27 protein-coding genes are annotated in these 25,650 nt (G+C 63.8%); 9 read left to right on the top strand and 18 right to left on the bottom strand.

All coding sequences use genetic code 11. The features are described from left to right. Positions 1 to 163 precede the first annotated feature (163 nt). The 4 genes from MESCI2_RS0130315 (at position 164) to MESCI2_RS0130300 (ending at position 3,084) form a co-directional block, all read left to right on the top strand. Positions 164 to 946: a DUF2259 domain-containing protein gene (locus MESCI2_RS0130315; protein ID WP_245270498.1), complete on the top strand. Its 783-nt coding sequence runs from the start codon at positions 164 to 166 to the stop codon at positions 944 to 946. Positions 947 to 1,190: 244 nt separating this feature from the next. Then, a complete protein-coding gene (locus tag MESCI2_RS1000000139105) occupies positions 1,191 to 1,676 on the top strand; it encodes a PqqD family protein (protein ID WP_245270497.1) in 486 nt (161 codons plus the stop codon). Next, a complete protein-coding gene (locus tag MESCI2_RS0130305; protein ID WP_027039745.1) occupies positions 1,676 to 2,110 on the top strand; it encodes a lasso peptide biosynthesis B2 protein in 435 nt (144 codons plus the stop codon). Before MESCI2_RS1000000139105 ends, MESCI2_RS0130305 begins: the two co-directional genes overlap by 1 nt. Continuing rightward, a complete protein-coding gene (locus MESCI2_RS0130300; protein ID WP_027039744.1) occupies positions 2,107 to 3,084 on the top strand; it encodes a serine kinase in 978 nt (325 codons plus the stop codon). The genes MESCI2_RS0130305 and MESCI2_RS0130300 overlap by 4 nt, the downstream gene beginning before the upstream one ends. 6 nt (positions 3,085 to 3,090) lie before the next feature. Here MESCI2_RS0130300 and MESCI2_RS0130295 read toward each other — a convergent pair whose 3' ends face one another. The 15 genes from MESCI2_RS0130295 to MESCI2_RS0130225 all read right to left on the bottom strand — a co-directional run bounded on the left by MESCI2_RS0130295 (position 3,091) and on the right by MESCI2_RS0130225 (position 17,189). Then, on the bottom strand, positions 3,091 to 4,107 hold the full coding sequence (locus MESCI2_RS0130295; RefSeq protein ID WP_027039743.1) for a nucleotidyltransferase family protein: 1,017 nt from the start codon (positions 4,105 to 4,107) through the stop codon (positions 3,091 to 3,093). Positions 4,108 to 4,170: 63 nt separating this feature from the next. Further along, on the bottom strand, positions 4,171 to 5,157 hold the full coding sequence (gene dhaK, locus MESCI2_RS0130290; protein WP_027039742.1) for a dihydroxyacetone kinase subunit DhaK: 987 nt from the start codon (positions 5,155 to 5,157) through the stop codon (positions 4,171 to 4,173). Positions 5,158 to 5,250: 93 nt separating this feature from the next. After that, positions 5,251 to 5,673: a hypothetical protein gene (locus MESCI2_RS0130285; RefSeq protein WP_027039741.1), complete on the bottom strand. Its 423-nt coding sequence runs from the start codon at positions 5,671 to 5,673 to the stop codon at positions 5,251 to 5,253. A gap of 11 nt (positions 5,674 to 5,684) precedes the next feature. Beyond that, complete coding sequence (gene ptsP / locus MESCI2_RS0130280) at positions 5,685 to 7,271, bottom strand: phosphoenolpyruvate--protein phosphotransferase (protein WP_027039740.1); 1,587 nt, start codon at positions 7,269 to 7,271, stop codon at positions 5,685 to 5,687. Next, positions 7,255 to 7,557 (bottom strand): HPr family phosphocarrier protein, encoded by a 303-nt coding sequence (locus MESCI2_RS0130275; RefSeq protein ID WP_027039739.1) that lies wholly within the window; start codon positions 7,555 to 7,557, stop codon positions 7,255 to 7,257. The genes ptsP and MESCI2_RS0130275 overlap by 17 nt, the downstream gene beginning before the upstream one ends. Positions 7,558 to 7,579: 22 nt before the next feature. After that, positions 7,580 to 7,969 (bottom strand): dihydroxyacetone kinase phosphoryl donor subunit DhaM, encoded by a 390-nt coding sequence (gene dhaM / locus MESCI2_RS0130270; RefSeq protein ID WP_013528085.1) that lies wholly within the window; start codon positions 7,967 to 7,969, stop codon positions 7,580 to 7,582. Next, entirely contained in the window at positions 7,966 to 8,568 is a 603-nt protein-coding gene (gene dhaL, locus MESCI2_RS0130265) for a dihydroxyacetone kinase subunit DhaL (protein ID WP_027039738.1), read from the bottom strand. Before dhaL ends, dhaM begins: the two co-directional genes overlap by 4 nt. A gap of 72 nt (positions 8,569 to 8,640) precedes the next feature. Further along, positions 8,641 to 10,284 carry a dihydroxyacetone kinase subunit DhaK gene (locus tag MESCI2_RS0130260; RefSeq protein ID WP_027039737.1) on the bottom strand — a complete coding sequence of 548 codons (1,644 nt, stop codon included), beginning with the start codon at positions 10,282 to 10,284 and terminating at the stop codon, positions 8,641 to 8,643. A gap of 55 nt (positions 10,285 to 10,339) precedes the next feature. Next, entirely contained in the window at positions 10,340 to 11,353 is a 1,014-nt protein-coding gene (locus tag MESCI2_RS0130255) for an ABC transporter ATP-binding protein (RefSeq protein ID WP_027039736.1), read from the bottom strand. Next, a complete protein-coding gene (locus MESCI2_RS0130250) occupies positions 11,346 to 12,458 on the bottom strand; it encodes an ABC transporter ATP-binding protein (RefSeq protein WP_027039735.1) in 1,113 nt (370 codons plus the stop codon). The genes MESCI2_RS0130255 and MESCI2_RS0130250 overlap by 8 nt, the downstream gene beginning before the upstream one ends. A 2-nt stretch (positions 12,459 to 12,460) precedes the next feature. Next, the gene (locus MESCI2_RS0130245; RefSeq protein ID WP_027039734.1) at positions 12,461 to 12,664 is read right to left on the bottom strand and encodes a hypothetical protein; all 204 of its coding nucleotides are present in this window, start codon (positions 12,662 to 12,664) and stop codon (positions 12,461 to 12,463) included. A gap of 214 nt (positions 12,665 to 12,878) precedes the next feature. Beyond that, the gene (locus MESCI2_RS0130240) at positions 12,879 to 13,829 is read right to left on the bottom strand and encodes a carbohydrate ABC transporter permease (protein ID WP_013528079.1); all 951 of its coding nucleotides are present in this window, start codon (positions 13,827 to 13,829) and stop codon (positions 12,879 to 12,881) included. Then, complete coding sequence (locus MESCI2_RS0130235) at positions 13,826 to 14,773, bottom strand: carbohydrate ABC transporter permease (protein ID WP_032901495.1); 948 nt, start codon at positions 14,771 to 14,773, stop codon at positions 13,826 to 13,828. Before MESCI2_RS0130235 ends, MESCI2_RS0130240 begins: the two co-directional genes overlap by 4 nt. A 108-nt stretch (positions 14,774 to 14,881) precedes the next feature. After that, positions 14,882 to 16,213 carry an ABC transporter substrate-binding protein gene (locus tag MESCI2_RS0130230; protein WP_027039732.1) on the bottom strand — a complete coding sequence of 444 codons (1,332 nt, stop codon included), beginning with the start codon at positions 16,211 to 16,213 and terminating at the stop codon, positions 14,882 to 14,884. A 286-nt stretch (positions 16,214 to 16,499) separates the two neighbouring features. Beyond that, positions 16,500 to 17,189: a PIG-L deacetylase family protein gene (locus MESCI2_RS0130225; protein WP_027039731.1), complete on the bottom strand. Its 690-nt coding sequence runs from the start codon at positions 17,187 to 17,189 to the stop codon at positions 16,500 to 16,502. A 28-nt stretch (positions 17,190 to 17,217) separates the two neighbouring features. Between MESCI2_RS0130225 and MESCI2_RS0130220 the strand changes: the two genes are divergently transcribed. The 5 genes from MESCI2_RS0130220 (at position 17,218) to nhaA (ending at position 23,884) form a co-directional block, all read left to right on the top strand. Then, on the top strand, positions 17,218 to 18,108 hold the full coding sequence (locus MESCI2_RS0130220) for a DMT family transporter (protein ID WP_027039730.1): 891 nt from the start codon (positions 17,218 to 17,220) through the stop codon (positions 18,106 to 18,108). A 47-nt stretch (positions 18,109 to 18,155) separates the two neighbouring features. After that, complete coding sequence (gene hrpB, locus MESCI2_RS0130215; RefSeq protein ID WP_027039729.1) at positions 18,156 to 20,618, top strand: ATP-dependent helicase HrpB; 2,463 nt, start codon at positions 18,156 to 18,158, stop codon at positions 20,616 to 20,618. A 26-nt stretch (positions 20,619 to 20,644) separates the two neighbouring features. Beyond that, positions 20,645 to 21,976 carry an ActS/PrrB/RegB family redox-sensitive histidine kinase gene (locus MESCI2_RS0130210; protein WP_032901426.1) on the top strand — a complete coding sequence of 444 codons (1,332 nt, stop codon included), beginning with the start codon at positions 20,645 to 20,647 and terminating at the stop codon, positions 21,974 to 21,976. 85 nt (positions 21,977 to 22,061) lie between these two features. After that, on the top strand, positions 22,062 to 22,625 hold the full coding sequence (locus MESCI2_RS0130205) for an ActR/PrrA/RegA family redox response regulator transcription factor (RefSeq protein WP_013528072.1): 564 nt from the start codon (positions 22,062 to 22,064) through the stop codon (positions 22,623 to 22,625). A gap of 62 nt (positions 22,626 to 22,687) precedes the next feature. Next, positions 22,688 to 23,884, top strand: coding sequence for a Na+/H+ antiporter NhaA (gene nhaA / locus MESCI2_RS0130200; protein WP_027039727.1), 1,197 nt, complete (start codon positions 22,688 to 22,690; stop codon positions 23,882 to 23,884). A 29-nt stretch (positions 23,885 to 23,913) separates the two neighbouring features. Here the strand turns inward: nhaA and MESCI2_RS0130195 are convergent, their stop codons facing one another. From MESCI2_RS0130195 to MESCI2_RS1000000138275, 3 genes are all read right to left on the bottom strand, one after another. Continuing rightward, a complete protein-coding gene (locus MESCI2_RS0130195; RefSeq protein ID WP_050596738.1) occupies positions 23,914 to 24,414 on the bottom strand; it encodes an MmcB family DNA repair protein in 501 nt (166 codons plus the stop codon). An 86-nt stretch (positions 24,415 to 24,500) separates the two neighbouring features. Continuing rightward, positions 24,501 to 24,902: a response regulator gene (locus MESCI2_RS0130190; protein WP_027039725.1), complete on the bottom strand. Its 402-nt coding sequence runs from the start codon at positions 24,900 to 24,902 to the stop codon at positions 24,501 to 24,503. 364 nt (positions 24,903 to 25,266) lie between these two features. Further along, positions 25,267 to 25,521 carry a hypothetical protein gene (locus tag MESCI2_RS1000000138275; RefSeq protein WP_155936703.1) on the bottom strand — a complete coding sequence of 85 codons (255 nt, stop codon included), beginning with the start codon at positions 25,519 to 25,521 and terminating at the stop codon, positions 25,267 to 25,269. Between the last annotated feature and the right edge of the window lie 129 nt (positions 25,522 to 25,650).

Raw genomic sequence — 25,650 nt, 5'->3', positions numbered from 1 at the left:
CTACCCTTGGCCGCAAATCCACGCCATTGTGGCGACGGCATCGACCTGGCGCTCGGGGGCAAGCAGCTATGAACTGCGAGACAGGACTGGGGTGGTGATGTCTGCTGCTGTGCGGATCATCGGGCGCTTTTCGCTATCATCGGTCATGGGCGCCGTACTTGCTATGTCCACCAGAACCGCTGAAGCCGGCGATGCCGCGGCACGGCACATCATCGGCTTTTCGCCGGATGGCGCTTATTTTGCCTTCGAGCAATACGGAACGCTCGACGCTGGCGTCTCGGACTCCGGCTGGTCGCAGATCGACATCATCGATACCCGTACGGATCAGTTCGTTGGCGGTAAGCCGATCCTCGTCGTCGACGAGACGGAGGAGGCGACACTGACGCTGGAGCAGGCGAGGGCGCAGGCCGCCGCTCAGGCGGCGCCCATTCTCGCCCAATATGCAATCACATCCCCAGCCGAGCAGGCGGCTTCCGACAAGTTTACCTTCCCGGGCGAAATGGTTGCCTACAACGACATCTCCCGCCTCGAACAGGTGTCGCAGAAATGGCTGGCGACGCTCCATGGCGAAACAGGCATTTCGACCATCCAGCTCGACGAGATCCTGGCGGCCAGCGCGAGCGATTGTTCGGCGAGTTTCGATGTGACGCGGCAGGGCGACCAGTTACTTCAAGGTGAAAAGCCACTTCAAGGTGAGAAGGCGGGCAAGGCACTCGGCTTCCGGCTGACGCTGCAAGGCCAGGATGGCAGGCCGTTCAAGATACTGCACGAGGACAAGACCGTGCCGGGCTCAAGAAACTGCCCGACCTCCTACAGCCTGTCGCAATCCTACGAACTCACCCCGGCCGGCAAGCCGGCCGTGATCGTTGTGCTGGTGCAGCGTTTCAGCCAGGGTTTCGAGGGGCGCGATCGCCGCTTCCTCGCGGTGACCGGGCAGCCACGCTGAGAGGTCACGCCCAGGCGCCGGCAGCCGCCCTGTCTGAAGGTTGTTTCTAGATCGGCAGGGCCACAAGCATGAGGCCAATGCCGCCAGCGATCAAAATGGCTGTAGCCAGCGCTTTTCTGTGACGTTCGAAGCTCGTCGGAGCTCGCTCCCAATTGTAACGCATACGCTATCTCCCCAATACCCGGACAGGTTTTACCTTACTTAAGGGAAGAAATGCAACGTCCGCTGCCGGCAGGCCCACTGCTTGTCACGTTTCATCGATGACTATTTCTGGGACGAATGCGGCCGGGAAGACGCAACCGAGCAGGTTCTAACGCGGCTGGCGCGGAGAATCTGTCAGCAAAGTCGTTGGTCCCGTACGCTGGGCTCTCATGATCGGCTGATAGACAGCGCTCCACCTCCGCGCTATCTGATTTCCGGGATGAACATGGCTTGGAGGGGCGCGGTGGAAATAGTCTCTGGAACCGTTCTGCGGCTGGCCGAGGATGCCTCCGTGCAGCATGTGGGCGATGGCGCAGTCGTGCTTTTGGCGCGCAGCGGCCAGCTTTATACATGCAACGGCACGACCGAAGCCTTCCTCGACAAGGTGGACGGCGCGCGCAACCTCGACCAGATCGTCGACCTGCTTTGCGAGGAGTTCGAGGTCGACAAGGGGACGCTCGATCAGGACATGGCGGCATTGGCCACGGATCTGATTTCGGAAGGTATCCTCGCCGCGCCAGGTGCTTGATGGCTGACGGCCCGCTCCTGCGCGCTCTGTTTCGCTGCCATCTCTGGGCAAGCGCGCGGCTGATGCCGGTCCTTGTCACCAACCGGAGCTTCGAGGAGGTGCTCGAATGGGCCCCGCTCGCCTCGTCGACGCCCTATCGCGGTCTGCCTTCCGCCTACATCGTCGCCAGCGTCAACCGCGCCGTCCGCCGTCCCTGGCTGATGCGTGACCGCAGGTGCCTGAGGGAAGGTCTGCTCGGTCATCGTTTCCTGCGACTGGCCGGCTTCGATCCGGACCTGCGCTTCGGCGTTGATCCGCAATCGATGCAAGCGCAGCGTCTGTCGGCGCATTGCTGGGTCTGCCTCGACGGCAAGCCGGTGGTCAGCGACAAGCTTCCCGGCATGGTCGAAATCTATCGTCATCATGCCGATGCCGTAAAGGCGCGTCCCGCTTGACCAGACCTTCAGCCTGCTATGGCCTCAACGACCTGATCCTCGGCGTATCGGCCGAGCGCCCCGAGCTGTGGCAGGATTTCGACCGGATGCTGGGCATCCTGCGCATAGCGGAACCCGTCGAGCCGGAGTTTCGCCTTGAGATCGCCGAGACTGACACGCTGGACGAGACACCCAATGGATCCCTCGTCTTCGATGGCGAGGTGCCGGAGGATGGTCCCTGCCGGATGATCGAGGATGGCGGCATTGTCCGTCTGATCTTTCCCGGGCGCCAAACCGTTGCGATCAATGGCGGGGAGGGCTGGGCCGAACTCCGGATTCGCACCGGAACGAAAGCCGCCTGGACGCCGTCGATGCTGGTCCTGGACGCTGCGCTCGACGCCGGCGGCCAGCATATGCTGCACACGGCCGGGCTGACCCTGCCTGACCGCGATGCGGTGGTGCTGATCCATGCTCCGAGCGGCACCGGCAAGACCACGACGTCGCTGGCGCTGGCAACACAGGGCTTTGGCCTCTGCTCCGACGATGCCATGATCGTGAAGGTCGCTTCGGGCAAGGTCGTCGCCTGGGGTTTGCCGCGCGCCGTCAAGATCCACCATAAGACTGCCGAAATGATCCCGCAGGTGGCGCCATGCCTTGGCCAGACCTGGGATCGCAACGGCGAACAGCCAGTCTCCCTTGAAAGGCTGGCGGGGATCGTGCGGGTGGAAAACGCATCCGCCCGGCCGGTGGCGGCCCTTCTGCACCTGGCGCGTTCCGGCGACGGCCAGACCCGGCTCGTCGCCATGGCCAGGACCGACGCGATGGTGGCGCTGGCAGTGGACAATGTCCGCACCGGCATGACCGGGCTGCTGCCGATGCAGAAGCGCCGGCTGGCGACCATCGCCGGGCTGGTCAATGCGGTGCCGACCTTTCGCCTCGAAGTGGGCGCGCGCCCGGCTGACGCGGCGGCACTGATCAGCGCCACCCTGGATTGACGTCAGTCAGGCTACTTGCGGCCTGGCCTTGGCCAATCTCTGGATCCACCGGAAGGCGTCGCGGCGCAGGCGCGAGCCCAGTCTGTCCCTGGAATTGACGCCAAGCAGCGTATTCGTGGTGATCAACCGCCTGGCCAGCCGTATGGAGAGATCGGGCTTGATGCGGCCGGCGAGCTCAAGCGCGCGGCTCTCCTCGAACAGCTGGCCGGTCACATTGAGCACAACAGCCAGTTCGAGCTCGATGCCGGTCATGCGGGCGGCGTCGAAGAGGCGTACTTCCGCTTCCGGAGACTGCAGTGCCCGTACGCCTTGCAGCACGTCGACGCAAAGCTGCAGCCGGTGGAATTTGTGGCCGCCGGCGGCGTGCACGATGGCGATCGTCAAAAGGGCCGCCGGCGTGTCCGTCGCTTCGCCGTCGATGACGCGCAATTCAGGGAAACCCAGCGACAGGCGCCGCCGCATGCCGGTGTCATGCACGAGGTCGCCATGCAGTTCGACCAGCAGGCTGGAATTCTCCTTTTCGAGCCATTTGAATTCCTGCAATTCGTAGGATTCGGCCTCGTTGCTGCCAAGCTCGAAGCCGCATGCCGCGATCACCTGGTTTGCCCGCGCCAGGTTGGCGGGTTCGACCAGGATATCGATGTCGGTGAACGGCCTGTCGGCGACGTTGCGGTAGAGCTTTCGCGCGAAGACGGGTCCCTTGACGATCCGTGCCGGAATATTGTCCGCCACCAGTCCCTTCATGATGCGGTCGCCATGATACTTCAACAGCATCGACTGGCCGGTGGCGATCGTCGCCTTCTGGCGCAGGTCCTCCAGCTTGCCGTGCAGGTCCGCATCCGCTGGCAGCCGCGCGTCCCCGCTGAGCTTGCGCAACATGATCGGCAGCACGCCGTGGAACTCGGCATTGTCGAGCAGCGCCGTCAGCGTCTTTGCCGACAAATCTTCGCCGCCTGCCGCAGCCTCGGGGTCAGCGAAGCGCAGCAAGAGTCTTTCTTCGGCTGAAGTAAGTGGTGGCAGCATCAACCCAGCTAGCGTGCGAGCAAGTCAGGAATGGTTGCAGAAAAGCCTGATGTAAGCCAGCTTTTACATACCCCAGCGCAGCGCGACGGTGTGTACCGGCGCATCCCAGAATGCGGTCGTCTCGTCGTCGAGCATGGTGAGTGTGATCGAGCAGCCGGCCATGTCGAGCGAGGTGACGTAGGAGCCGACCAGTGAACGGGTCACCGTGACGCCCTGCTTCTCGAAAATCGCCCGCGCGCTGTTGTACATCAGATAAAGTTCCATCAGCGGTGTACCGCCGAAGCCATTGACGAACAGCAGCGCCGGGCCTGTCGCCCTGTCGCCGAGATCGCCCAGGATCGCGACGCAAATCTCCTGCGCGATCACATCGGCGCTTTTCAACGTGTCGCGCCGGCGCCCGGGCTCGCCATGTATGCCGACGCCGAATTCCATCTCGCCGTCGCCGATGTCGAAAGTCGGCTTGCCCGCCGCCGGCACGGTGCAACTGGTCAGCGCCACGCCCATCGAGCGGGTCGCCGTGTTGACGCGGTCACCAAGCGCCTTCAAGGGCGCCAGCGCCAGCCCATGCTCGGCGGCCGCGCCGACGATCTTTTCCACCACCAGCGTTCCGGCGACGCCGCGCCGGCCGGTCGTATAGGAAGAATTCTCGACCGCGACATCGTCATTGGTCACGATCTGCTGGACACCTTCCGACATCTCGGCCGCCATGTCGAAGTTCATCACGTCGCCCTCATAGTTCTTGACGATGAACAGGCAACCGGCCCCGGTGTCGACGGCTTCCGCCGCCGCCAGCATCTGGTCCGGCGTCGGCGAGGTGAACACTTGGCCGGGGCAGGCGGCGTCCAGCATGCCGTGGCCGACAAAGCCGCCATGCAGCGGCTCGTGACCAGAGCCGCCGCCCGAGATCAGCGCCACCTTGCCCGGCCGCAAGGTCTTGCGGCGGATGAATTTGTGCTCGTCGCCAAGCACGAGAATCTCGGCATGGGCGGCCACGAAACCGTCGAGGCTCTCGGTCAGCACCGTGTCCACCGAGTTCATAAATTTCTTCACGGCCGTCTCCTCCCGAAATAGGCCTGACATCGAAGCAATTCCAGGAAAAGTGTAACGGTTTTCCGTCCGGAATTGCGTACAAACTCCAAGGGGTCAGCCACCCTTGCCGGTGATGCTGGTGATCTTCTGGATGAAGTCATTGACCGCCCTGTCGAGCGCGGCGTTCTGTTTGTCGTCGCCGAAATCCGGCACGACAAGCGAGACATGCCTCGTCTTGCGCATGCCTGCCGCGACCGACATTTTTCCGGGATGCGCCTGGTGGTAGGCGGCGAGGAACTGATCGCGTTCGGCCGGACTGAAGTGGCACACTGAAAATATAGCCGGCAAATGTTTTGACGGAATCGGGATCGAATAGGCTGGACTGGAGATCTGCGTGACGAAGCTTCGATGTTTGCCGAGCGCATCGGCGAGGCGCTGGCGCATGCCGGACGGCCGCTGGTCGATGACCTGCGACAGGATCGTCTTGTAGGCGCGGATCGCCTCTTCGGAACCGGGTTCGGGTGTCCTGTCGACCATATCAGCCACGCCTAGACAGAAACGTCCGCGATGGCTGCCTTGGCCATGGCGAGTTGCGCCGGAGCGACGGAAAGATCGCGCAGGCCGGCCTCGAGCAGTGACGGTATCGAGGCGGGATCGCCGCCGGCATCGCCGCACAGGCTGACCGGTATTTTTTCACGCTCGCCGAAGGCAGCCAAGGCAGTGATTAGCCGCAGCACGGCCGGATTTCGGACCGAATTGAGATGGGCCACGGTTGCGTTGTCGCGGGCGGCCGCCATGACATATTGGGTGAGGTCGTTGGAACCGATCGAGAAGAAGGCAGCCGCGGCAAAGGTGTCCGGCACGATCGCCACCGAAGGCACCTCGACCATGATACCGAGCGGCGGCATCTTGTGAACGATGCCGCGCGTGGCCAGCACCGCCTGCTCCTCGGCGAACATCGCCGCTGCCTGTCTGTATTCCTCCACAACGGCGATCATCGGGAACATCACTTTCAGGCTGCCATGGACCGCGGCGCGCAGCAGCGCCCGGATCTGTACACGAAACACCTCGGGTCTTGCCAGCGACAGCCTGATCCCGCGCAGGCCGAGGAACGGGTTGCCTTCCGCGACCGTGAAGCCGGGCACCGGCTTGTCGCCGCCGGCATCGACCGTGCGGATCGTCACCGGCTTGTCGCCGGCCCATTCCAGCACCTTGCGATAGGCGCGATACTGCGTCTCCTCATCCGGCAGCGTCTTGCCGAACAGGAATTCGGTGCGCATCAGCCCGACCCCGTCGCAGGTGGCGATATCGATGCCGTCGACCTCGGACGGGTCGGCGATGTTGACCTGCATCCGCACCGCCGTGCCGGCCTTGGTCACCGCCGGTCGCGCCAGGAAGGTCCCGGCCCGATCGCGGCGCGCCCGGAATGATGAGGAGGATTGCCGGAAGGCAGCGATTTCGGCCTTCGAGGGCGAAAGCACGATGCCGCCATGTTCGGCGTCGAGCAGGGCGAGGCCGGCAAGGTGAGCCGGGGAAGCACCGAGCCCGACCACCATGGGCACGCCGCGCGAGCGCGCCAGCATGGCGACATGGCTGGCCGTGCTGCCCGCCCTCAGCGCGATGCCGCCGCCGCTACTCCAGTCGGTTTCGAGAAAACGCGTCGGCGCGATATCCTCGCCATAGAGGATGGCGCCGGCGGGCGGCTCGACGTTGCCAACCTCCGACAGCGCCCGCAGCACCTGGTCCCTGATATCGCGTATGTCGGCGGCGCGCGCCCGGAAGTAATCCTGCTCCGAAGCATCATAGCCGGCGATTTCAGCGTTAAGCGCCTGCCGCCACGCCGTGTCGGCCGGCAGGCCGGTGCGGATCGCGGCAAAGGCTGGGCTGCTCAGCGCATCGTCTTGCAGCATGGCGATCTGAAACTCGAGAATGTCGGCGGCATCGCCCTCGGCCATCCCGATCATTGCAGTGAGACGGCCCGTGGCAATGCCGATTGCGGCTTCGAGCGCGGCCTTCTCATCGTCGGCTGTTTCTTTGCTGACATACGAGCCGACAGTCTGGTCGAGGTCGAAGAGCGGCCCTTCGGCATAACCGGCCGAGGCCGAAATGCCTTTAAGCCTAAGCGGTTCGGGCATGGTCCGCGCCTTCGTCGAAATCGCGCCGCACCAGTTCGACCAGCGCGTCGACGGCATCATTGGCGCCGTCACCGCTGGCCCTGATGTGCAGCACCGTACCCTTCGGCGCCTTGGCCGCCATCACCTTGACGATGCTCTTGGCGTCGAACCACGGGCCGTTGGCGGCAAGCGCTATCTCAACCTCGGCGGCAAAGCTCTTGGCCAACTTGGTGAACTTCACCGAAGGACGCGCGTGCAGACCCACCTCGTGGGTGATCACAACAGTCGCTTCGGCGGATGCGGACATGTCTTTTAAAATTCCCGTTCACTCACGACGGCGACAATTCATGCGCTGTCGCCACCACTTCCCGCAGTGACGCGCCGCCGGAGGCCTCGGTCGCCGCCATCACCGCGCCTTCGACGATCGGCGCGTTGCAGACAATGATCTTGTGCGACCGTGGCTCTCCGATCATCTCCACCGCCATTTCCGAGTTGGTCTCGGCGCCGCCGAGATCGACCAGAATGGCGACACCGGCCTCCGACCAGGCCTTGTCGATGGCGCCCATGATCGCCTCGACATTGGTGCCAAGCCCGCCATGGCCGTTTCCGCCGCACCATGCAAGCGGCACTTCGTCGCCCACCATCTGCCGCACCATGTCGGCTGTGCCCTCGGCAACCAGCGGCGAGTGCGAAACGATGACGATGCCGACATTGCTCATGGCTGACCTTCCAGCGTTTCGACGATCGTGCGCACCAGAAGCGCGGTCGAACGTGCACCGGCATCCATGTGGCCGATCGACCGGTCGCCAAGGAACGAGGCGCGACCACGCAGGGCTTTCATCGGCACGGTCGCTTCGGCCGCCGCGTCGGCGAAATCGGCGATTTCCGGCGCCGTCTTTCCCCCAGTCAGCGCGTCATGCACCGGCTGCAGCACGTCGAGCATGGTTTTTTGTCCAATCTGCGATTTGCCCCGCGCGGCCACCGCTTCGATCGCCTTGCCGAACGCCGCCGTCAGATTGGTGCGATCAGGCACCGCTGAAATCTCCTTGCCGAGCGCCAGGAACAGGGTGCCGAACAGCGGGCCAGAGGCGCCGCCGACCGTCATCACCAGCTTGGTGCCGATTGCCTTCAAGGCATCGGGCAGCGGTTTGGCCGAAAATGCTTCGGCTTCCGCGCGCACGGCCTCGAAGCCGCGCTTCATGTTCAGCCCGTGGTCGCCGTCGCCGATCGCCTGGTCGAGCGCCGTCAACTCCTCGGCGTGAGCGGCAATGGTATCCGCAGCGGCCGCGATCAGCCTGGCAAGGTTCATCGCCGCCATGTCACCCGCATTTCCGGTTTCCATCTTGCCGGCAGTATCGAAAGAACGATCATTCGACAACTGGAGCATGAATCAGGCCGCTTCATGCAGTGCGGCGGCGGCCGCGAAGACTTCGGCCACCGCGTGAGCGCCGGGGTCGACCACACCCTGCAATTTGCTGCCGACATAGGCGGACCGTCCGGCCTTAGCTTTGTCCATGGCGGAGGTGGCTTCGGCACCGCGTCGGGCCGCCACAGCCGCTTCGTCCACGCCCTTGGCATCGAGCGCTTTGAGCGCTGGCTCCAAGGCATCGACCATGGTGCGGTCACCCATCCTTGCGCCGCCATAGAAAGTCATTCGTTCGAGGCCGGCAAGCAGCGCCTTGGCCAGGCTCGCGCCGCTATTCAAAGCCTGCGCCGCCGCTGTGAAGAAGATCGACAGCAGCACGCCGCTGGAGCCGCCCATCGACGCGCTCAGAATGTCGCCTATCGCGCCAAGGGTGGCCGCGGGCTCGGCAAGCGGCAGCGCATCAAGCCGCTCAAGAACACTGCGCGCGCCGGTCGCCACCGTCGAGCCGGTGTCGCCGTCGCCTGTCTTGGCGTCGAGCCCGTTCAACGTGGTTTCCAGCGCGATCAGCCGTTCGCAGATAGTGACGAGAAGAGAGCGGGTCCGTGCATCCTGGCTGGGCTTGCGTGCCGCGCTCTGTCCGGCCGCTTTCGCCATCGGCACGACGGCAGGTGAAACAACCGGCTTTGCCGGCATCCAGGCGTGCGGACCGACCGGCGCCTGCAAGGCCGTCTCGCGCGCGGGGTCGAGCCGGATCAGCGACAGCGAGAAGCCGTTCATGTTGAGCGCCGTCATCAGCGGGCCCGGGCCGACCGCCAGCTTGATGGTTTTGGCCAGCGGCGAGGCAAGCACCGCATTGGCTATAACAGACATTTCGAGCGGCGGCACGGAGCCGAGATTGTTGATCAGCAAGGCGTAGGTGGCCTTGGGATCAAGCCGTGCCGCGAGGCGCTCCGCCATGATCGCCACCAGCCTGTCGGCGCTCTGCACCGCAATCCGCTCGACGCCCGGCTCGCCATGGATGCCGAGGCCGAGCTCGCCAGCGTTCTCGCCAAACCTGTCTTCGTGCGGCTGGCCGGGGATCGAGCAGGATGACAGCGACATGCCGAGCGAAACGATATCCTTCGCAGCCGCCCGCGCCGCTGCCGCAACTGACGCAAGATCGTGGCCGGTCTCCGACAAATGGCCTGCGATCTTGTGCACGAACAAGGTGCCGGCAACGCCGCGCGGCTGCGCAATGTCGGGCAGCGCGATGTCGTCGGCGACGATCACCATCTCGACGCGAAAACCCTCGGCGCGCGCCTTCTCTGCCGCGAGGCCGAAATTGAGACGGTCGCCGGTGTAGTTCTTGACGATCAGCAGGCAGCCGGCCGAACCGGTCACCGCGCGAATGGCCGCCAGCACCGCCTCGACGCTCGGCGAGGCAAAGATCTCGCCCGAGACAGCCGCCGTCAGCATGCCCTTGCCGACGAAGCCGGCATGGGACGGTTCGTGCCCCGCGCCGCCACCGGAGACGACGCTGACTTTCGTCCTGTCCCAGTCGGTGCGCAGGATGACCTTGATCTCGGGATAGCCGTCGAGGCGCGCGAGATCGCCTAACCCGATGGTCCGTAACAGACCGTCGAGCGCCTCGGTGACGATCGTTTCCCTGCGATTGAAAAAGTGCTTCATCGAATTCGTCCCGTACTGGCAAAGTCAAAACCGGTGCTGAATCACCGAAAACCGCTCACATCAATCGCTGTCCATCGGCGCCGAAATACAGCGGCGCCCGGTAGCGGATCACCACTTTGTCGCCCTGCGCCAGATCCGTATCCGGATCGGTCAACGTCACCAGCTTCTTGGTCCCCACCGTCACATGCAAATGGTTCTGGTCGCCGAGATGCTCGACCCAGTCGACAACGCCGTCGGCGTGACCATTCGCGGCCTTCGCGATCGTCAGATGCTCGGTGCGCGCGCCGATCGTCTTGGTGCCGGCCGGTGCGCCGCCATCGGGTAACAGCCCGGTTGGCAGAAGATTGATCGCCGGCTGGCCGAGCCTTGCCGCGACATGCAGGTTTGCCGGCTCTGAATAGATGGTGCGCGGCGAGCCGATCTGCACCAGCACGCCCTCGGTGAGGATGCCGATGCGGTCTGCCATGGTCATCGCCTCGATCTGGTCGTGGGTGACGTAGAGCATGGTGGCGCCGAGCTCGGTCTGGATGCGCTTCAGCTCGAGCCTGAGATCGCCGCGCAGCTTGGCATCGAGCGACGACAGCGGCTCGTCCATCAGATAGATCGAAGGCTTGCGCACCAGCGCGCGGCCGATGGCAACGCGCTGCATTTCGCCGCCCGAAAGCTTGGTCGAGCGATTGGTGAGCTTGTGATGGATGCGCACCATCCTGGCCACCTCCTCGACCCGGCGGCGGATCTGGTCCTCCGGCATTTTCCGCGCCGGCGAGCGCAGCGGGAAGGCGAGGTTGTCGAATACCGACAGATGCGGATAGAGGGAGTACTGCTGGAAGACGAAGGCGGTGTCACGCTCGGCCGGCGACAGCGTCGTGGCATTGTGTCCGCCGATCTCGATCGTGCCGGTATCCGGCCGTTCCAACCCGGCGATGAGCCGCAGCGTCGTTGTCTTGCCGGCCCCGGTCGGCCCGAGCAGCACGACGAATTCGCCATCTGCTATGTGCAGGTCGAGGCCGTCGACGGCGACATGGTCGCCGAAACTCTTGGTCACGTTCTTGATGTGCACCTCAGCCATGCTGGGCCCTCCGCTCCGAGGCGACATCGTGGATCGCGGTTCTCACCGCGCGGCCCGATCCCTTCTCGAACAGCGACAGCCGCGCGCTGCTCAGCGTCAAACCGACATGGTCGCCGGTGGACAGTCGGATTTCGGCCGGGACCCGTGCCTTGATGATGCCGTCCGCCGTTTCGACCGCGACGATCTGCGTCGTGCCGAGATATTCGGTGCCGTAGATGGCGCCGCGGAGTTTCGAGCTATCGTCGAAGCGTATGTGTTCCGGGCGGATGCCGAGCGCCATGTCGCTAGGTGCGATGTCCTCGCGCACCTCCGGCACCGCGACCTTCGCACCTTGCACGATGATCTCCCTGGCGCCCTTGGCGAGCCCGCCGCCAAATCCCAAAAAGTTCATCGGCGGCGAGCCGATGAAGTCGGCGACGAACATGGTCGCCGGGCGGTCGTAGATTTCGCGTGGGCTTCCAAACTGTTCGATGACGCCATGGTTCATCACGGCGATCTTGTCGGCCATCGACATCGCTTCCATCTGGTCATGCGTGACATAGACCGTCGTGGCACGGATGCGGTTGTGCAGCTCGCGCAGCTCATGGACCATCAAATCGCGGAATTCGGTGTCGAGCGTGCCGAGCGGCTCGTCCATCAGGAAGCATTTTGGCCGCCGCACGATGGCGCGGCCGAGCGCGACACGCTGGCGGTCGCCGCCGGCAAGTCCAGAGACGGATTTGTTGAGCAGATGATCGATGCGCAGCAGCTTCGCCGTTTCCTCGACCCGCGTGCGGATTTCGGCCGAAGGCATGCCTTGCGCCAAGAGCGGGAAGCCGATGTTCTTGCGCACATTCATGTGCGGATAGAGCGCGAACAGCTGGAAGACGAAAGCGATGTCGCGCTCGCGGGCCCGCAGCATGGTGACGTCGTCACCGCCGAGCAGGATCTGGCCACCAGTCGGCAGCTCGAGCCCGGCGATCATGCGCAAGGTCGTCGTCTTGCCGCAGCCCGACGGGCCGAGCATGACGAAGAACTCGCCATCCTCGACGACGAAGTTGGAATCCTGCACGGCGACGAAATCGCCGAAGGCCTTTCTCAGGTGCTGGACGCGGATTTCGGCCATGATTATTCCGGGAACTTGGAGACGATGATGAACATCACGGTGCCGGCGAGCATGGTGATGAAGGAGTAGGTGTAGAGCGACAGCGCGAAGGGCTGGAACAGCATCAGGAAGCCGATGGCGATCAGCGCCGTGGCGATGTTTTCCATCGATCCGCGCCGTGCCCAGCGAGGCCATGATGATTTCCTGGAGATGGCGGCGCGCGTCATACGTAGCCTTCCTTTTCCATGTCCAAAGGGAGAGATGGCTGCCAGGTGGTTCCCCCGCTCCGTCGCTGCTTCGCAGCGCCACCTCTCCCCCCTCCGGAGGGAGAGGAAGGGAGCCTGGCTGAATTAAGTTCGCGCCCTTCCTCTACCCCGTCGATCGGGGGAGAGGTGTCGAGCGAAGCTCGACGGAGTGGGGGTCGACTTATTCCCACATCAATCATTTGCGCACCGCGCCGAAGGTGATGCCGCGCAGCAATTGCTTGCGGAGCAGGATGGTGAAAACCAGGATCGGCACCAGGAAGATCGTCGTGCCGGCCGCGACCGCCGGCCAGTCCTGGCCGCCTTCGCCGATGATGGTCGGGATGAAGGGCGGCGCGGTCTGTGCCGTACCGGAGGTCAGGAGTGCGGCGAAGGCATATTCGTTCCAGGCGAAGATCAGGCAGAAGATGGCGGTCGCGGCAATGCCGGTGGTCGCCTGCGGCAGCACAGTGCGCCAGAAGGCTTGCAGCCGCGTATAGCCGTCGATCATCGCCGCTTCTTCATATTCGCGCGGGATCTCGTCGATGAAGCCTTTCAGCAGCCAGACGGCCAGCGACACGTTGACGGCCGTGTAGAGCAGGATCATGCCGAGCGCGGTGTCCGACAAGCCAAGCTCGCGGTACATCAGATAGATCGGAATGGCGACGGCGATCGGCGGCATGAAGCGCGTCGACAGGATGAAGAACAAAAGGTCGTCGGCGAGCGGCACCTTGAAGCGCGAGAAGCCGTAGGCCGACAGCGTGCCGAGGAAGACGGCGCAGAAAGTCGAACCGAAGGCGATGATCAGCGAATTGACGAAGCGCGGCAGGAAGTTGGACGGACCGGCGATCACCATGTTGCGCTTGCGCGTGGTCTCGTCGCAGAAGCCTGTCGCCGGCCCCAGCGAGTTGATGTATTCCGGCGTCTGACGGGTCCGCGTCGTGAACAGATTGCAGTAGCCTTCGAGGCTGGGCTGGAACAGGATCTTGGGCGGATAGGCGATCGAATCCGGCGGCGTCTTGAAGCTGGTGGCGAAGATCCACAGCAGCGGCACGATCGAGATCAGTGCGTAAAGCACGATGATCGTGCCGGCGATCCGTTTCGAGTTGCTGCTCGGTGCGACGACCGAATGGGCTGTGGTCAGGCTCATCTCTGCTTCACCTTGTTGAGCGCCTTGACGTAGATGTTGGCGAGGCCGAACACCGCCACGAAAAGAATGATGGCGAAGGCCGAGGAATAGCCGGTGCGCCAGCTTTCGAAAGCCTGCCGCTTCAGCGTGATCGAGGCGACCTCGGTGGTCGAGCCCGGCCCGCCGCCGGTCAACAGATTGACCATGTCGAACATCTTGAAGTTCTCGATGCCGCGAAACAGCACCGCCAGCATGATGAAGGGCAGCGCCATCGGCAGCGTGATCGACCAGAACTGCCGCCAGTTGGAGGCACGGTCGACCTCGGCCGCCTCGTAGATGTATTCGGGGATGGAGCGTAAGCCGGCGAGGCAGATCAGCATCACGTAGGGTGTCCACATCCAGGTATCGACGATGATGATCGACCACGGCGCTAGCGACACGTTGGAGAGCATCTGGATATCGGTCGGCGGGATTCTCGTGACGAAGGAAATCGCGTAGGCGAACAGGCCGATCTGCGGCTCGTAGAGGAAGCGCCAGAAATTACCGACCACCGCCGGCGACAGCATCATAGGCACCAGGATCAGCGTCGTCCAGAAGGCGTGGCCGCGGAACTTCCTGTCGATCAGCCAAGCCAGCGTGAAGCCGATCAGCGTCTGCAACAGGATGGTCCAGAACACGAAATGCGCCGTCGTCTGCATGGCGATCCAGATATCCTTGTCGCCGAGGATGCGCTGGTAGTTGGCAAAGCCGAGGTTCTTCACCACCTCGTTCGGGCGGTTGGCGCGGTAGTTGGTGAACGACAGATAGATCGCCCAGAACAGCGGGAAGATGTTGATGGCGAGCAGCAACAGGATCGTCGGCGAGATGAACAGCCAGGCCAGGCCCTTGTCGCTGATGCCCCGGACCTTGCGGGCCAACGGTTCCGGGGTCGCCCGGGCAACGTTCTCCGCGGTCCGATTGAGCATGGTGAGTCCTGCTTCGGTCACTTGGTCGTCTCTGTCATGGAATTTATCTGAACTGCATCCCGTGCCAAGGCGGCACGGGATGCTTGGGCTTAGCTCGGGAGGAGCCGGTTACATTTTGCCATCGTCCTGGAAGACCTGTGTCCAGTCCTTGACCAGGCCGTCGAGAGCGTCCTTGGCCGAACCCTGGCCGGCGACGACATAGTCGTGGAAGCGCTTCTGCGAAGCCTGCAGCAGCGGGGCGTAGCTGGGCTCGGCCCAGAAGTCCTTCACGATGGCCATCGAGTCGAGGAAGGTCTGCGCGTAGGGCTGGCTGGCCGGAAAGCCCGGATCCTTGACGACGGCGTTCAGGCAGGAATAGCCGCCAAGCGACCACCACTTGGCCTGCACGTCCTTGTTGGCGAACCACTTGATGTATTTCAGCGCCGCCTCTTGCTTGTCGGAATAGGACACTACCGAGATACCCTGGCCGCCGAGCTGCGCGAACTGCTCGCCGTCCGGACCCTTCGGGTTGACGAAGTAACCGATCTTGTCGCCGCCGACATTCTCGTCCTTCTGCAGGCCCGGCCATGTGAAGGCGAAGTTCATGTGCATAGCCACCTGGCCGGATTTGAAGGCGTCGACGCCTTCGCCCATGTAGCTGTTCGAGGCGCCGGGCGGCGTGCAGCAATCATAGAGCGCCTTGTAGAATTCCAGCCCCTTCACCGACTTGTCGGAATTGACGAAGCCTTCCATTTCGTAGGGTTTCTTGGGGTTTTCGTACTGGAAGCCATAGCTGTAGAGCACGTCCATGGCGCCCATGGTGATGCCTTCAGAGCCGCGCTCGGTGTAGATCGAGGCGCCATAGACGGTCTTGCCGTCGATCTCGCGCTTCTGGAAGAACTCGGCGACCTGCTTCAACTGGTCGAAAGTGGTCGGCGGGCCGAGATCCCAACCGTACTTCTCCTTGAATTCCTTCTGCAGCTCCGGCTTGGAGAACCAGTCCTTGCGATAGGTCCAGCCGACGACGTCGCCCATGGCCGGCAGCGCCCAGTAGTTCGGCGTGTTCTTCGGCCATTCCGAATAGCCGACGACGGTTGCCGGCACGAAATCGTCCATGCTGATCTTCTCCTTGTCGAAGAAGTCGTTCAGCTTGACGTAATGGCCGTTCTCGGCGGCGCCGCCGATCCACTGGCTGTCGCCGATGATCAGGTCGCACAATTTGCCGTGCGAGTTGAGCTCGTTGAGGAAACGGTCGGCATAGTTGGTCCACGGCACGAACTCGAATTTCATGCCGATGCCGGTTTCCTTGGTAAAATCCTTGGACAGTTCGACAAGCGCGTTGGCCGGGTCCCAGGCGGCCCAGCACAGCGTCAGGTCTTCAGCGTGCGCGACGTTCGAGACGGCTGTCGACGCGGTGATCGCCGAGGTCAGTCCCAACGCCAGTTTCAAGCTCGATTTCATGACTTCCTCCCATTTGCGAAACGCGCCCGGATGACGGTTTCAAAAACCCTCAACCCCTCTCCTCAGGGGCCCAAACATGGCTGCGCGGTTACGCTGCGGATGTTTAGTAATTTGTTTAGTGATGCAATTTTTACTAAACAAGGCAAGCGAATTCGTTGCTGCGCCGCAGCATGCTTGTGGCGGTCTCTGAAAACGTTGGGAAAAGTGCGGATCACTGGTCGGATCCGCGCGGTCTATCGAAGCCGTGCGGGCTCGTTCCGACCTGGCTCCAAAATCGTAGCGGCTCTCAGTCGACCCGTTTGGTGCTCACCATGACCTTCCGGATCGGCGGCGCCGGCGGCAGCAGCATACGGATATCGGCGAACGGGAACGACGGTTCGAAGCGGAACGCTTCGGCCAGCGAGCCTTGCACGCCGTTGCACTGGCCGGCGCGAAAGGCGTTCTGTGTCCGCGCGATGTCGACGAAGCGGTCGGGATCCTGCGACTGATGCATTCGGATCGCCCCGGCCTTGACGTCGGCATGGGCGGAAATGTCGACATAGTGCGTCGGCGAAAAACCGGTGCCGCCCATCGTGTCGGCATGCAGCACCGGGACGGCGAAAGACGCCGCGATGCGCACGCCGTCCGACAGCGCGCGATGGTCGGCGTGATAGTCGTTGGGCGCATGCGTGATCACCAGATCCGGGCCGGTTTGACCGATCAGTGCTTTCAGAGCTCCAATCAGCGCCGTATCGGCCACCAACTCGCCGTCCGGGAAGTCGAGGAAGCGCAGCTTTGCGCCTACCAGCGCGGCCGCGGCCGTTGCTTCATCGCGACGGACACGAGCGAGAACAGCGGGATCACTCGTGCCGCCCCTGGCACCATCCGTGGCCATGGCAAAAGTGAGTTCTGCGCCTTGCGCGGCATAGGCGGCCATCGTACCGAACATGAAGATCTCGATGTCGTCCGGATGCGCACCGAGCGCCAGGATTTTCAAATCACTCTCTCCCCGGAACTGGAACAACGTGACGAACGGAATCCTGCTCGCCCTGATCGCCTACGCAAGCTATTCGGGCAGCGATGCCGTTGTCAAAAGCCTGGGTGGTCAGCTCACGATCTTCGAGATCGGCTTTTTCATAACCTTGTTCGCGGGCTTCTTCCTGTTCTTCACGCGGCCTGCGGGCGAACGCTGGCGCGATTTCTGGCGCACCAAAAGGCCATGGGCGGTGCAGGCGCGTGCCTGGGCGGGCATCGCTTCCGGCGTGCTCAGCGTCTACGCCTTCACCACCATTCCGCTGGCCGAGTCCTATGCGCTGATCTTCCTGGCGCCGCTCTGCGTCACCATTCTCTCCATGGTGATCCTCAAGGAGAAGGTCGGCCCCTGGCGCTGGCTGGCGGTGGTCGCCGGTTTTGCCGGAGTCATGCTGGTGGTGCGGCCTGGCTTTCGCGAACTCAATCTCGGCCATCTTGCCGCCTTCGGCGTTGCCTTCCTCGCCGCCACCAGCGTCATCCTGATGCGCTCGCTGGCGCAGCAGGAAAAGCGCACCACCATGCTCGGCGTGCTGGTCGGTTGCGGGCTGCTGTTCAACGGCATCGGTGCCGCCGCCACCGCCTTCACTGTTCCCAGCGGAAAGCAGTTGCTGTGGCTGGTGATGGCCGGTGCCTTCACCGCGGGCGGACAATTCCTTCAACTGCTGGCCATGAAATACGCGCCTGCCAACCGGGTCGCGCCGACGCATTATTCGCAGATCGCCTGGGCGGTGATCCTCGGCGCGTTGTTCTTCCAGGAATATCCGGACGGGTTGTCGCTGGTTGGCCTGGCGGTCGTTGGCGGCGCCGGCCTGTTGACCATGGTGCGGGAGGAGGCGCGGCTGGGCACGGTGCGCTGGAACCCGTTTTCGCGCACCAGGCTTTGAACCGACTCTGGTTGCGCCGTGACCGTAACCGCTGATATGCGGGCGCCATGACCACAAAACCCCTGCCGGAGCTTCCTGTATCCGCCGTGCTGCCGGCGCTGAGGGAAGCGCTTGGCGATGGCAACAGTGCCGTGCTGGTGGCGCCGCCGGGCGCCGGCAAGACGACGCTGGTGCCGCTGGCGCTGCTTGACGCGCCTTGGCTCGGCGCCGGCAAGATCATCCTGCTTGAACCACGCCGCCTCGCCGCCCGCGCCGCCGCCCGCCGCATGGCTGAATTGCTTGGTGAGGAACCCGGCGCCACGGTCGGCTACGCCATGCGCATGGAAAACCGCATTTCGGCAAAGACCAGGATATTGGTCGTCACCGAAGGCGTGCTGGCGCGCATGATCCTCGACGATCCCGAATTGCCTGGGATCGCGGCTGTCATTTTCGACGAATTCCACGAGCGCTCGCTCGACGGCGATTTCGGTCTCGCTCTGGCGCTCGACGTGCAAGGGGCCCTCAGGCCGGATCTGCGCTTAGCTGTGATGTCGGCGACGCTCGACGGCGCGCGTGTCGCCAAACTCATGTCGGGCGCGCCGGTGATCGAGAGCGAGGGCCGCGCCTTCCCTGTCGATATCCGTTATGACGAGCGCCCCGCCGGCATCGCTATCGAGGACGCCATGGCCAAGGCGATCCGCGCCGCCCTTGCCGACGAAAGCGGCAGCGTGCTTGCCTTCCTGCCCGGCCAGCGCGAGATCGAGCGAACCGCCGAGCGGCTGGCCGGCAAGGTCGGCACTGAAACCGACATCGTCCCGCTCTACGGCATGCTCGACGGCAAGGCGCAGGACGCGGCGATCAAGCCGCCGCCGGCCGGCCGCCGCAAGGTGGTGCTGGCCACCTCGATCGCCGAAACCTCGATCACCATCGACGGCGTTCGCGTCGTCATCGATTCGGGCCTGTCGCGGCTGCCGCGCTACGAACCGGCCAGCGGCCTCACCCGGCTGGAGACCGTGCGCGTCAGCAAGGCTTCCGCCGACCAGCGCGCCGGCCGTGCCGGACGCACGCAGCCAGGCGTCGCCATCCGGCTGTGGCGGGCCGAGCAGACGGCTGCACTTCCCGCTTTCACGCCGTCGGAAATCCTCGAGGCCGATCTGTCCGGACTGCTGCTCGATTGCGCTGCCTTTGGCGTTGCCGATCCGGCAGGGCTCGCCTTTCTCGATTCGCCGCCGGCTCCGGCGCTCAATGAGGCGAGGGCACTCCTGCGCGCGCTGGACGCCATCGACGAGACGGGGCGCCTGACGGAGGCGGGTGCAGCGATGCGCAAGCTCGCTCTGCCGGTGCGGTTGGCGCACATGGTTGCCGAGGCAGCCGGCAGCGGCCATGCCTTCGAGGCGGCGATGCTTGCCGTTCTGCTCACCGAACGCGGCCTCGGTGGCGACGGCGCCGACCTGGAGCGACGGCTGATGCGCTTTCGTGGGGAAAGAGCTCCGCGCGCTACCGCCGCCAAGCAGCTCGCCGAAAGGCTGGCAAGGCAGGCCGGCGGGGCGAAGGCCAGCGAAGCTGCGGCCGCCGGTCCCCTGCTCGTCCACGCCTGGCCGGATCGGGTGGCGAAGGCGCGTGGCGAGCGTGGCCGTTTCGTGCTGGCCAATGGCTCCGGCGCCATGCTCGACGCCGCCGACCCGCTGGCGGGCGAGCCGTTTCTGGTCGTCGCCGACCTGCAGGGCAAGGCACAGAATGCGCGCATCACGGCGGCAGCGGCGATCGGCGAGGACGATGTCCGCGCTGCGCTGGCGGACAGGATCGAGGCTCGCCGCGAAACGAGCTTCGACCGCGACAAGCGCGCCGTGCGTGTGCGTGAAACCGTGCGCCTTGGCGCCATCACGCTCGCCGAGCGCATGCTGCCGCCGCCAACGGGGCTCGACGCCGACCGCGCCGTCCTCGATGCGGTGCGCCAGCACGGGCTGTCGCTGCTGACCTGGAGCAAGGAGGCGCAAACGCTGCGCCAGCGGCTTGGCTGGCTGCATCGCGGCCTTGGCGCGCCCTGGCCCGATATGGCGGATGCCGCCCTCATCGAGCGCCTCGACGACTGGCTGCTGCCTTACCTCGCCGGCGCGGCATCGCTTGCCGCCATCGATGCGGGCGTTGTCTCGGCCGGACTGGCCAGCCTCGTGCCGCATGATCTGCAGCGCAGGATCGATACGCTGGCGCCGACCCATTTCGATGCCCCGTCGGGCAGCCATGTGCCGATCCGCTATGACGGCGAATGGCCGGTGCTGGCGGTTCGCGTGCAGGAGCTGTTCGGCCTCGACCGCCATCCTTCGATCGCCAATGGCGCCGTGCCGCTGACGCTCGAACTCCTGTCGCCGGCGCACCGGCCGATCCAGACGACGCGCGACCTGCCCGGCTTCTGGCGCGGCTCCTGGGCCGACGTGCGCGCCGACATGCGCGGCCGCTATCCCAAGCATGTCTGGCCGGAAAATCCGCTGCTCGCGACCGCTACCGCCCGAGCCAAACCGCGAGGTACCTAGCGTTTGCCGCTTCGCGGCTGTAATTCATGGCCATGATCAACGTTTTGCGTTCGCCCGATTTCCAGCAGAGCCAGAGACTGCGCCTCAACACGCTGATCCGGTTGCGCTGGCTTGCCATTGTCGGTCAGAGCCTGACGGTGCTCGTCGTCGCCTATGGGCTGAAGTTTCCGCTGCCGGTCAGCCTCTGCTTTGCCCTGATCGCCTGTTCGGCCTGGATGAACCTGTTTCTCGCCTTTCGCTTTCCGGCGGCGCACCGGCTGACCCCGCTTGCAGCCTTCGGCATCCTCATCTTCGACAGCCTGCAGCTTGCCGGCCTGCTCTACATGACCGGCGGCCTCACCAACCCGTTCTCGTTGCTGATGACCGTGCCTGTCGTCATTTCGGCGACATCGCTGCCCCTGCGCCTGACCGCCATCCTCGGCGGGCTGGTCATGTCGGCGGCGACCTTTCTGGTCTTTGTCCGTCTGCCGCTGCCCTGGCATGAGGACGCGCCGCTGGCGATGCCTTTTCTCTATGTCGCGGGCATGTGGATGGCGGTGCTGTCCTCGATCGCCTTCACCGCCATATACGCCTTCCGGGTGGCCGCCGAAGCCCGGCTTCTGGCCAATGCGCTCGCCGCAACAGAGCTGGTGCTGCAGCGCGAGCAGCACCTTTCGGCCCTCGACGGGCTGGCCGCCGCGGCCGCGCACGAGCTCGGCACGCCGCTCGCCACCATCGCGCTTGTCGCCAAGGAGATGGAAAAGGCGCTCGGCAAGGATCCGAAATATGGGGAAGACGTGACGCTGCTGCGTTCGCAGAGCGAGCGTTGCCGCGAGATTCTCAAGCGGCTGACCAGCCTGTCCTCCGAGGGCGAAGCGCATCTTTCGCGGCTGCCATTGACCTCGCTGGTCGAGGAGGTCACCGCGCCGCACCGGGACTTCGGCATCTCGATCAAGCTTCGGCCCGGCGAACGCATCGGCCCAGAGCCGGTCGGGCGTCGCAATCCGGGCGTCATCTACGGCCTCGGCAACCTGGTCGAGAACGCCGTCGATTTCGCCCGCAAAAGCGTCACCGTGCGCTGGAGCTGGGACGAGGCCACCGTCACCTTCTCGATCATCGATGACGGCCCCGGCTTTCCGGCCGAGATCATCGACCGCATCGGCGAACCCTACATGTCGACGCGCCAGGGCAATGAAACCGGCGGCGGTCTGGGCCTAGGCCTGTTCATCGCCAAGACCCTGCTCGAACGCTCTGGCGCCGTGCTCGATTTCCGCAATTCGAGCGGCCTGGGCGAGGGCGCCATGGTCCAGATATCGTGGCCGCGTGGTGTGTTCCTCAATCCGGAAATCACTTCGGCCAGCATGTTCGACACCGCCTGAGAGCCTTGAAGGAGCTCTAAAAATTGGACAATCGGGCTCAGGAACTATATTTGCGTAAAATTAAGGCAGCAGGAATTTTGAGACTATGACAGGCGACGAAAATATTGGCGCAATGGTTGAAGGCGAGGACACCTCGCTACTTGTCGTCGATGACGACAAGCCGTTCCTCACGCGTCTGGCCCGCGCCATGGAAGCCAGGGGCTTCGTGGTCGAGACGGCCGAGAGCGTCGAGGAGGCGGTTGCCAAGGCGCGCGCCAATCCACCCGCCTACGCCGTGGTCGACATGCGGCTCGGCGACGGCAACGGCCTCGATGTGGTCGCGGCCATCCGCGAAAAGCGCGAGGATTCCCGCACCATCATCCTGACCGGCTATGGCAACATCGCCACTGCGGTGACCGCGGTGAAGCTCGGTGCGGTCGATTATCTCTCCAAGCCCGCCGACGCCGATGATATCTTCGCCGCACTCACCCGCACCGCCGGCGAGCGCGCGGCGCCGCCGGAAAACCCAATGTCGGCCGACCGCGTCCGATGGGAGCATATCCAGCGCGTCTACGAGATGTGCGAGCGCAACGTTTCCGAGACAGCGCGCCGGCTCAACATGCACCGCCGCACCTTGCAGCGCATCCTGGCCAAGCGCGCGCCGCGTTAAGGCCGCCGTTTGCCATCTTGCCGATTGAAACCCGCCGAAACAGGCGGCATGACGGAGGCGACATGCAGGATCTGAAGCAGCGGCCGATTTCCGTTTTCCGCGAATTTCTAGATAGCGAAGCGGCCGGCGGCATCATCCTGATGGTGGCAGCGGCACTGGCGCTGATCGTCGCCAACTCGCCCCTCGCCGAAACCTATTTCTCCGCCCTCCACGCCTATCTCGGCCCGCTCAGCGTCTCGCACTGGGTCAATGACGGGCTGATGGCGGTGTTTTTCCTGCTCGTCGGGCTGGAGATCAAGCGCGAAATGCTGGACGGCCAGCTTTCCACCTGGCCCCGGCGTGTGCTGCCCGGCATCGCCGCTGCCGGCGGCATGCTGGTTCCGGCACTCGTCTATGTGGCCGTCAACCGCAACAATGCGGCCGCCCTATCCGGCTGGGCGATCCCGACCGCCACCGACATCGCTTTCGCGCTCGGCGTGCTGTCGCTGCTCGGCAGCCGCGTGCCGGCTTCGCTGAAAGTGTTTCTCACGGCACTGGCCATCATCGACGACCTCGGTGCCGTCATCATCATCGCCATCTTCTACACCAGCGGCCTTTCGCTGGCTTATCTGGGTGCCGCCTTCGCCGTCATTGCCGCGCTTGTCGTGCTCAACCGCATGCGGGTGATGACGCTTGTGCCCTATCTCGTTCTGGGCGTCGTCCTGTGGGTCCTGGTGCTGAAGTCGGGCGTCCATGCAACGCTTGCCGGCGTGGCGCTGGCGCTGACCATCCCGCTCGAGCGCTCCGCCGGGATCGGCCACGATCTCGACCATTCGCCGCTGCACAGGCTCGAGCACGGCCTGCACAAGGTTGTGGCCTTCGTCGTCATCCCGATCTTCGGCTTTGCCAATGCCGGCGTTTCGCTCGCCGGCCTCAGCGTCAGTGCACTGATCGAGCCGTTGACGCTGGGTGTCGCCGCCGGCCTGGTGGTCGGCAAGCTGGTCGGCGTGTTCGGCTCTTCGGCACTTGCCATCCGGCTCGGTCTTGCCGACCTGCCCGCCAATGCCGGCTGGACGCACATGATCGGCATATCGCTGCTGTGCGGCATCGGCTTCACCATGAGCCTGTTCATCGGCCTGCTCGCCTTCGCCGGCGACGTGGCGCTGCAGGACGCGGTCAAGGTCGGCATCCTCGCCGGCTCGTTCATCGCCGCCATCCTTGGTGCTGCCGTGCTGCTCATGGCGCCCGCCAGGGGTGGCGTGGAGGACGATGAAGAGTAGAGCCGGTCATAGAGACTGAAGGACGGCCGTTACTCGCTCTCACCCTCCAGCGCCGGCACCGACACGCCGGCAAGCTCTGCCGCCAGCAGCCGCGAAGCACCGGCCCGCGCGATCCGCAGCATCAGCGCCTTGCGCGTTGCCGCAGCCATGCGGTGCTCGGGCGCATCTCGCAGGATCTCGGCGCCATAGCCGTCGGAAAGGATGAAGCCGCATTCCTGCGGAAAGATCTCCGAGGGTACGCCGGGATGGGTGGCGAAGAAGAAGCGGTCGGAATGCAGCCGGTAGTCGGGCCATTTGCGGTCGACCCTGAAATCCTCGATCGAGGATTTGATCTCGATGATCCAGATATCGCCCTGCCGGGTCAGTGCGACGAGGTCGGCGCGGCGGCCCGTGGCCAGCGACAGTTCGGGCAACACATGTGCGCCCATATCCATGAGCAGCCGCTGTACACCGCGCCGCACCAGCATGGCGCGTTCGGACTGGCGGCCGTCGATGAGAGGATTGATGAGGATGGGGGAGATGATCGGCATGCCAGGCACCATGCCAGATTTTGTTCACGGTTTGAACCTGCTTATTATGGGCGATTATCCGGTTGACAAACCTAGGGCCAATAAAGCTAAACCGACTCATCGGCATGTGGGGCCGGGTGCTGCTGATTTAGCAGTGTAGACAGGGCCGTAATGACTTGTGGTATTACAAACGGCTTGGAGATCATGAAGCTGTCGGGCACGCCTTCCGCAGCCCAATGGGGCGCGCTATCGCCGCTGACATAAACCACGGGTATTGCCAAGTTCGCTCGTCTTACATGCCTGGCTAGTTGCCAACCGTTTTTACCAGCCCCAAGCCGAACGTCCGTAACGAGGGCGCTAAAGCTTTCCGGGGCCCTGTCAAACGCCTCTATGGCCGCTTCAGCCGTTCGCGACCCGACCACCCGAAAGCCAGCCTCTTCCAACCCTGTTTCAAGGTCGAGCAAGATCAGCGGTTCGTCTTCGACGACCAGAACTGCGACATCATTCATTGGAAAGCACCCCTACTCCGGCCACTGCAACGGCTGAACAGAGCTTTAGTTCCATCTAATGTATCACCATTAAGCGCTACCCAAATGCACGTTTGAATTCAAAATAGCGAGGCCGAAACCGGGTTGGCATTGTCACAATAAGGTCAGTGACCCGTATCCACTTGCTGCAACCGCATCGCAGAGTAACCCTCTGCCCCAGCGCCTTCTCTGCTGCCTCAAAAGGCGTTCGCCCTTGTGCGTCGATCGTCGAAACAATGGATTCCCCGTCCATTTCTTCAACACGGTAATTCTTCATCGAGTTGCCTTCAGGCGATGAAACCAAGCGAATCGTGCGGATGAAAAATATAGGAATATTAGAGAGCTCTCAACTAAAGCCCGAGGCGCCTCTAGGCGCGGACCAGCCGTTCTGATGGGGGCGGGCGCCGCAAAATTGAACAGCACTGATGGTGAACAACTGTGGGCCTTTGACCTTGACACTCTGCGCAAGGCTTTCAGAAAGTCCGTTCAGGAGCACAAGGTCACGGCGGCTGATTGGGCGGAACACGCCAAGCAGTTCCTCGAAAAACAAAGAGATCGTCAGCGCGAATCGACGTGATATGCCGCGCAGATCAACTTCCATTGGGTAACTTTACGATAGCAGGAAAAAGTCTTTGCGCGTCACCAACCAAAGTCAGACGCAACCGCTTTAGCTCCGCGAATGTCGAACGGCATAAGCAGGGAGACGTCACTTCGACACTTCCGTGGAGTG

Source organism: Mesorhizobium ciceri WSM4083, from assembly GCF_000519305.1.
Taxonomy (GTDB): Bacteria; Pseudomonadota; Alphaproteobacteria; order Rhizobiales; family Rhizobiaceae; genus Mesorhizobium; species Mesorhizobium ciceri_B.
The sequence above is the reverse complement of the archived record's forward strand: the minus strand, read 5'-3'. Positions and strand labels throughout refer to the sequence as shown.